The following is a 7,643-nucleotide window of genomic DNA, read 5'->3' on the forward strand; positions in this document are numbered from 1 at the left end:
CTTACGGATCGTAATTAACAGGCGTGTAAGTATATGTATAGCCATTGTTGTTTGCAGCAGCACCATGGTTTTGAGTGCACAAGGTATAGTTCGTATAACCGGCTATGACACCTGTATTGGCGATTGTCCAGCAAGCCGGTGCCGCAGCCGTCCCGTTCCAGCCAGTCCATGCTGCCCCATTAATCAATCTACTTCCACGCGATGATACGCCAAAAGCAACCGGCTCGTTGCTGCCGTGTATGCCGCCAAACCTGCCGCCGCCGTGGCAATTCATGCATCCTATTGCAGGCATCGGGGCAGTAGGCAGCTTGGCAGCAGCATATACATCAAGCCGAGTATTATCCGGCGGATGTATGACGTGACTTGGCAACCCTGGGCCCGCTCCACCAGTGGAACCGTAAACAGCCTGCAAATGGCAATTATAACAGAGCCATGTTGAAACACCTCCTGCTTCATTACCTCTTAGAAGATACGCGTTCGCGGAACCGTGCGGCCCTCTCGGATCAGTCTGCACATCGCTTGCATGACAATCAGTGCACGTTATATAACTATCCAGATATATTCCACGCGCGTTATTGAACGCTGTATCGAATGTGGCATTTAGAGCCCCGGGCCTGTTCTGGCCACGATTGAACACCGGATGGTAGCCTAAGTTTCTCGGATTAAAGTCCCTTGTTACCTCGGTCTGCGGATAAGTACCGCTTCCGGTAGTAACAGTGGCCGCCGGGCCAGCAGCGCCAAACGCAAAGTACGAATGGCACTTGAGACAGAGATACGCCTCATACATGTCAGTGCCGCTCACACTGTCGAAAGAAACCTTTGAATAGCTCGTGACCCACCCGGTTGTCGGATAAGGATACCCGGCAGCCGCAGGTGCAGGCCAGTTTGCGGCGAAGAACCCGGCGCCGAGGCTCGCGTAAACACCGACATGAGTGGCCGGCTTTGCGCCCCAAGAGCCAAGCAGCGGCCCCCTTATCCTTATCATTTCGGCACTGCGCTGGGCTTTCGTATAATTAGTCCTATCGGCATTAATGCCAGCCGGCGAAGTAACGGTTATTGCCTGCGCAACGTGCGGGTTATGACAGTCAACGCACTCGGAATGCCTCGTTCCTGCGGCAATACTGTTCCACTGCACACCGGCTATCTGCCCGGTAGTTGTAACATCATTATATTCGCTCGTACGGTGTCTGCCAACCAGGGTGAGATCATCTATTGGATGTCCGCTGAGCTTTGGAAGCTGCGTTGCGATATCAGGGGTAGCCGTGGTGCCGCCTGTTCCAGCGGACCTGTGGCAGTTAAGACAAAGGGCCTCTTCCCACGCAACAAGCATCCTCGGTATCAAATAATTCGTTGTTATATCCGGGCGGGCAGCGGCAACCGTCTGGTTCGCCGAAGCGATAGTGGTTGTATCGTATGTCGTCGCAGCCACACCGTCGCCCTGCATGCCATGAGGAGTATGACAGTTTACGCAATCCCCGGCATTTAAGCCAAGGGCATTGCGGTTAAAGTTCCTCGGGAATGTGGTTATATTGCCGCTTAACGCGGCATTGGCGCCGGGCCACTTCATATTGCCGCTTGTTACGTGCGCGGACGCGTCATACTTTGTCTTGCCCTGATATACACGCCAGTACCCCCAGCCTGTCTTTGCGGGATCCGGCGGCATGCCAAGGCTCATGGTCTCATGGCAATAATAGCAATATTCCCTGGTACCTGGCGCAAAAAGGGAATACATGTCAGGCGTTGTCGTTGTATCGGTAGTAGGGGCGCTGGCATTGGTTGGTTTCTGCTCCGAACCGCCAAAGGACATGTGCAAATCATGACAATGGCTACACTCACCTGCTTGATATTTACCGCCATCGGCAGCATCGCTATAATAGCCGTACTCGCCGCCAAACGTCCTGTCAACACCGCAAGGGGCCGCAGGGCACCATACTCCAGCGTCAACGGCAGTGCTGCCGCCGTGTTTGGTATTCGGGTATGCGCCGCCTGTTGCCTCGGCGCTAGAAGCAAAATAAAAATACGCCACAACGCCGACAATAATACATAGCGCTATGCCTATTAGGAATCCAAAGGTTTTTTTATTGTGACCTAGCATAATAGGATTAATTATTCTTAATCGTTAGATTAAATTATGACAAATATCACAAAAATAGTCAAGTGCTATGGTGAGGCTACTCGATTTTTTTTAATACTCGCACGACTACAGCAAAACAGCCTTCCGTAAAGATAACAGGACACTGGCACTCCTGAATCTGTTGACCATAGTTATGCGCGCCATTTGGGGCGCACAGACCGCTACTTGATATCTGCCTTATAGATATTTACGTTGCCGGCCTTGTCAGACGATTTGACCGTTAGCGTATACGTGCGCACTCCGTCCGCGTCCTTCTTGTTGGCCTTGAAGCGCAGCCTAAGCGGCAGCGAGAACGTTCCGTCTCCAGAGAGCGTCAACACCCCGGAGGACGTATATTGCCCGTACTCGTCCTCGAGCGTATACTCGACCTTTGACAATGCCGCATCGGCAGAAGAACCCGACACGATTACATAGTTCTTGTTCTTCTCGGCTACGTTTGCCGACGCACTGTAGGGATTATCGGACACTGCAGTGCCTACCGCGAGCACCGGAGATACGGTATCCACCGTAAACGACACGGACACAGGCGTTAAATCCTCGTTACCGGAAGCATCTATTGCCTTTATAAGGACCGTGTGCAGGCCCTCGGAAAGGCCGTTTAACGCGACCCCGGTTGACTGCGACGGAGCGCTCCATGCGTCTCCATCTATGCTTACGGAATACGAAAGCGACGCCACCGGTGTGTCGTCGTCCGTTCCTGAAAATGATATGTTCACATTCGCGCCGCTATAGGCACCGGGCGCAAAGGTAACGTTCGTATCCGGCGCCACCATGTTCGGGAGCACAACGCTTCCGCCGGCCGCTACCGTAAACACCCTCGGAGCGCTAGACGTATTGTCGTATGTATAAGAATCAACTGCCCTCATATCCACGCTCTGCCCCGTAGCCGTGTCCGTAAGCGTAAGGGTTACGGTACCGGGAACCGAGTTCACTATCCAGTTGATGGTATGAGGGGCAACATTTGTCGCCACTACCGAGAACTCCCACTGCTTGGGAAGGTTCGTGTCCTTTATATCCACCCAGTAATACGTCTTATCTAGCCCCCAGGACGTGTGGTCGAAGTACGCCATCACGGGGCTGCCCTGCATAAAAGTGGTGTAAAGATCGTATCCGCCGCCGTCGAAACCGTCGGTTGCGTGTATGGCCGAGCCAAGCATCAACCGCGCCGAATCGTTATTATACCTTACCCATATGTCCGAGAGCCATATGGCCTTGGCATCGGAGACCTTTGGAGAGGCAGAGAGCATTACGGCAGCGAGTACCAGAGCAGCTAATATTTTCCTTATCATAGTGTTTTCACCCTCTTAAGCGTCGTTTACTGTTTAGGCACCGCGAGATAATAATCCGCAACGGTCGCATCCGTGCCGCGGGTTACCCAGTAACCCCACCACGGCCTCATGAACACATTGACACAACTTACGGCAGTACAGGTCTCGTTTGTCGTCGTCTTGTCATTGGCCCAGTACTTTATCGTTCCAGACATCCTGTTAGCAGTAACGGCAGCGGTCCAGAGCTCGCCGACCGTACACGGGTTCGAACCAAGCGCCGTTGTCGCAGTGAAGGTTCCACCCCTGCAGACATATACCTTGGACCAGTCTATGTTCCTAAGATACGGGTTGCCAACAAGGCTCTCGGACTCGGCTACGTCGTTACGCATATCGACCTTGGTCCAGTTTGCCGTGTTCTCGGTAAGGGTTGCTCCGTCGGAATCGAGAACGCTAACCCAGTTGTAAGAAAGAATATAGAAACCCTCGCCTGGAAGTATCGTGCTAAAGGCATTGGTCGACGTTACAACATTCAACGTGCCGGGATCTGCTAAGCCGGTATCGGTCAGCGTATATACATTCACCGTAGCGTTCAGGTCGGTGCCGAATGCCTGGGCAAAGGTCGCCGCACCGTACGTATACGGCAGGCTCACCACGTTCCAACCGCTCCTTAATGCGGTCTTACCGGTTGCAACGCCTCCGGCAACAGCCGATGTGTTTGCAGCGTCGTCGGTACTCTTGACACTTGCGTAGTAGATGGTGTTTGGCCAGAGCATCCTGCCCTCTTCCGTGGCTACGCAGGCCCCTGCGCCGTTATCCTTACAGCTAAGAGTGAATGTCTCGTCAGCTCCTGGTGTTGCCGGAGATGGCGGCTCAAATGCAGCAGGAAGCGTCAATGTGCCCCAATTCGTAGTAAACCAGGCCGTGGTCAGGTTCGCCGCATAATCATAGGCGTCCTTAAACTGCACGTCGTAGGAAGCCACAGCGCTTCTTCCGGTGTACCCGGTATCCTCCTCAGGCGCAACCCACTTAAGCACAAGCGAGCGCGGAGAAGAAGACAGCACAGAGAAGCTAGCTCCGTTAACTGCCACAGGCGCCATGTTGTCGGTTATGGTAAGCGTGCCCGGGGCATAGACGTACTGCGTGGGATTGCTCGCATCGCCCGAGGTCACGCCGTAGATATAGTAAGTTCCGGGCGAAACTCCGGTTGTATTGAACGAGCAGGTAACGCCCGTGCCCTCTGCTGCAGTGGCGCAGGCGCCGGTTATCGCAGTGCCGCTGTAAGTGCCGCTAATGGTGCCGTAATAGAAGGCCACGGTAACCACATCGGTCAAATCGGTAAGCGTATAAGTGATATTGTAGCTTGCGCCGTGCGCAACGGTTGCTCCACCGGCCCCAGGAGTCGTCACACTAAGAGACGGCGGATAATCTACAGGGTTGAAGGCAAAGCTTCCTCTGTCATTCGGGCTTGTCTGAATGGCGTTAGCCACATTATCCTGAATCGGTGTTTTAGCGATTACGCAGTACGTATTGCCAACTGTAAGGCACGCGGTTGGCGAGCTGTTGCAGGTAAGGGTAGCAACATTGCCAACGAGGCTTACAGGAGCTTTCAGCGGTATTAGAGTACCGGTGCAACTTCCATCACGGAGCTCGTAACTGCTGACATTATCGGCAGCGTTTACTCCGCCCCCTGTCTTAAGCCCGCTTCCTGTTTCGGTAAAGGTGACTGTGACAGAATCGTACACCATGGAATCGACGCTTGCCACCTTGGGGCCTTCTTTATCCTGCCTTACGGCATTGGCGCTGGTCTTTGTGGTTTCGTTATTTCCGGCGTTGTCTGTTGAGAAGTACCTCACATAATTGGTACATGTGCTTCCGGCTGCGCAGGTAACGCTAACGGCCGTGCCGACTGTCGTAGGCGTGCATGTGCCGGGGGTGGCGGCGTCGAGACACGATTTCGTTGACGCAACACCGCTTGTTGCGTCTGTTGGCGTAAGCGTTACCGTAACAGGACTCGTCGCAGTCCACGTTGCGCTCGCGTTGTCGGTTGTAGAAGGCGCCACCGTGTCTATCTTGACGTTCGGGGTGGTCGCGTTATACGCGGTCCAGGTTGAGGCCGCGCCGAGCGAGTCCACCCACCTGTACTGCCACTTATAATTTCCATTAGCAAGCCCGGCAGCTGTACATACGCCGGTAGAGGCCTGTGTGCCGCTGTTGACAAGGCCTGAGGAGCAATTCGCCGTATTCGTATAAGCGCTGGCGCTGGCTATTATCTCGACCTCGAGTTTATACTGATGCCCGTTTGCATCGGTTGCAGTGCCCTTTGCTATTATCTGGTTCTCTGTAGTCCATGTGTTATTGGTTATGACAGTCGTGCCGTCGGTCTTATACTGCACCGGGGCCGCACTTGTCACAGGCGCGGCGTTTACCTGCGGCGTGCACGACGCCGTAGCGCCTGCGGATACGTTGCCGGCATTATCTATCGCGCAGATTCTAAAGTAGTGCAACACGCTCGACCCGGCAAAGGCATACGGCGTAGCCGTAGCAGTTACCACATTAGTATCCTCTGTGCCGCTTGTGCAGTTTGCCGCAGGAGAGGCAGCGGTCGACCACATTAGCTTATACGCATCAGTTGTATGGAGGCCGCTGTTGGCATCCGAGAAGGTTGCCCACGTAAGGTTACACGCCCCGACAACTGCCGTGGGCGTAAGGGTTCCATCCACGGGAAGTGTCGCGTCGGTGGTAACTGTAGCGTCGGTATTGTCGCTATTTACAAGCGCCTGGGCCATGCCCGTAACGCTCGTTACTGCCGCAAGGAACGTATCGCCGGTTGCGGTCGTGCCGGAGGTCTTTATGGTAATAAGGTACTGCGTCTGAGTTGTGGTTACAGGCAGATTAATGCTCGTAAAGGTGGCAACGCTGGTTGCAAGGGTGGCGCTGGCCTTTAGCGTATCGGAAGCGTCCCATTCGTTTGCCGTTGTGCCGTTATCCTGGTATATCTGCACGCCACTTGTGGCAACATCTGTATCCGCGCTGGTGCCACTTCTCGTAACCGCTATGGTCACTGCCGTGTCTGTACCGGAATCAACCTTAAGGGTAAACGTGCTTACCGCAACCGGGTCTACGGAAGACGCCTTTACCGACTTATTTGCCGGGGCTACTCCGTCACCGACCGTGAGCTGTGTTGGCGTGAAGGTGCCTATGGTCACACCGGCATCATAATTGCCGTTTGTGTCCTTTTGAAATACCTTATAGGTATATGGCTGGCCGGTCGTGAGGGCTACTGCCGTGCATCCCGCGCTTCCGCCTGTACCGTCTATTTTACTTTGCGCAGCAGAGGCCGTGCTCGATATAACGCAGGCTACAGTTGCCGTGCCTATGGCATTGCCTGCCGCATAGGTTGTTCCCTCTACAGGAACATCGGAGCCTGCGCCGGCTGCAGCCCATCTTAAGACCACCGAGCCGCTTGTCGCGTTAAAGTCCGCGCTATTGGATGTGGTCCAGTTAATAGTGTTCTTGTTATTTCCCGAGGCAGAGCCGCTTACAGCGGTAGCGCCGTTGGGGGAAAGGTTGTCTATCGTAAGCGCCGTTGCATTGGTATCGCTTCCGGTATGGGAGTGCGTTCCTCCGCCGACCCATGCAGTTACAGGCGCGGTGATGGAATAAGAAGCTCCGGGAGGCACAGGCATGAGAGCGTGCGTCATGGGTGTTACGCGCACCTTAAAGGTGGTAAGCGTTGTCGTAGCGCTCATTCCCGTAACCGTTATGGTATTGGAGCCCGTTACCGGCGATGTCGTAGAACCATAAACAGTGCCGCCAGCGCTGTTGGTTATGGCAAGAGTTCCAATGCCGCTGTTTGTCGAAAGATTAACCGTTACCGAACTGATTGTTTCGGTGCCGGAATTTGTCTGCAATGTAAAAGCATCTACGTCTGTTGCTGCTGCTCCCGGCGCTATAGTAACGGCCCCCGGGTCTGTGCCTGTAGCGAGAGTGGTAAGGTCCTGCCAGGTAACAGTAATCTGCCCGACAGCGCCTGCGCCTGCTGCACGGCCTGCACCTTCACCGGAACCGCTGCCGCCGCCGCCTGGAGCCACACCGGCATTACCAACAACCGCTCCGCTTACGCCGGCACCCCCGGCAGCACCCGCCGGAGAAGCTGCTCCTGCCGTTCCTGCCGCTCCTCCACCCCCTGCCCCTGCAACGGCATTTCCGCCGTTTCCGCCGTTTCCACCGCCGCCGCCTGA

General features: G+C 54.8%; 3 protein-coding genes. All 3 read right to left on the minus strand.

Features of this window, described 5'->3' with window-relative positions; all coding sequences use genetic code 11:
• Position 1: 1 nt before the first annotated feature.
• The 3 genes from OEV59_01465 to OEV59_01475 all read right to left on the minus strand — a co-directional run bounded on the left by OEV59_01465 (position 2) and on the right by OEV59_01475 (position 7,493).
• Positions 2-2,026, minus strand: a complete 2,025-nt coding sequence (locus OEV59_01465) for a cytochrome c3 family protein (GenBank protein ID MDH4226412.1) — start codon at positions 2,024-2,026, stop codon at positions 2-4.
• Between the two features lie 269 nt (positions 2,027-2,295).
• Entirely contained in the window at positions 2,296-3,423 is a 1,128-nt protein-coding gene (locus tag OEV59_01470) for a hypothetical protein (protein MDH4226413.1), read from the minus strand.
• Between the two features lie 26 nt (positions 3,424-3,449).
• On the minus strand, positions 3,450-7,493 hold the full coding sequence (locus OEV59_01475; GenBank protein MDH4226414.1) for a hypothetical protein: 4,044 nt from the start codon (positions 7,491-7,493) through the stop codon (positions 3,450-3,452).
• Between the last annotated feature and the right edge of the window lie 150 nt (positions 7,494-7,643).

The sequence above is a fragment of the Deltaproteobacteria bacterium genome, assembly GCA_029858205.1.
Classification (GTDB): domain Bacteria; phylum Desulfobacterota; class GWC2-55-46; order GWC2-55-46; family DRQE01; genus JAOUFM01.

Bases quoted from the DNA above. Each gene is read 5' to 3' on its own strand.
- OEV59_01470 (MDH4226413.1), bottom strand. From the start codon at position 3,423: ATGATAAGGAAAATATTAGCTGCTCTGGTACTCGCTGCCGTAATGCTC.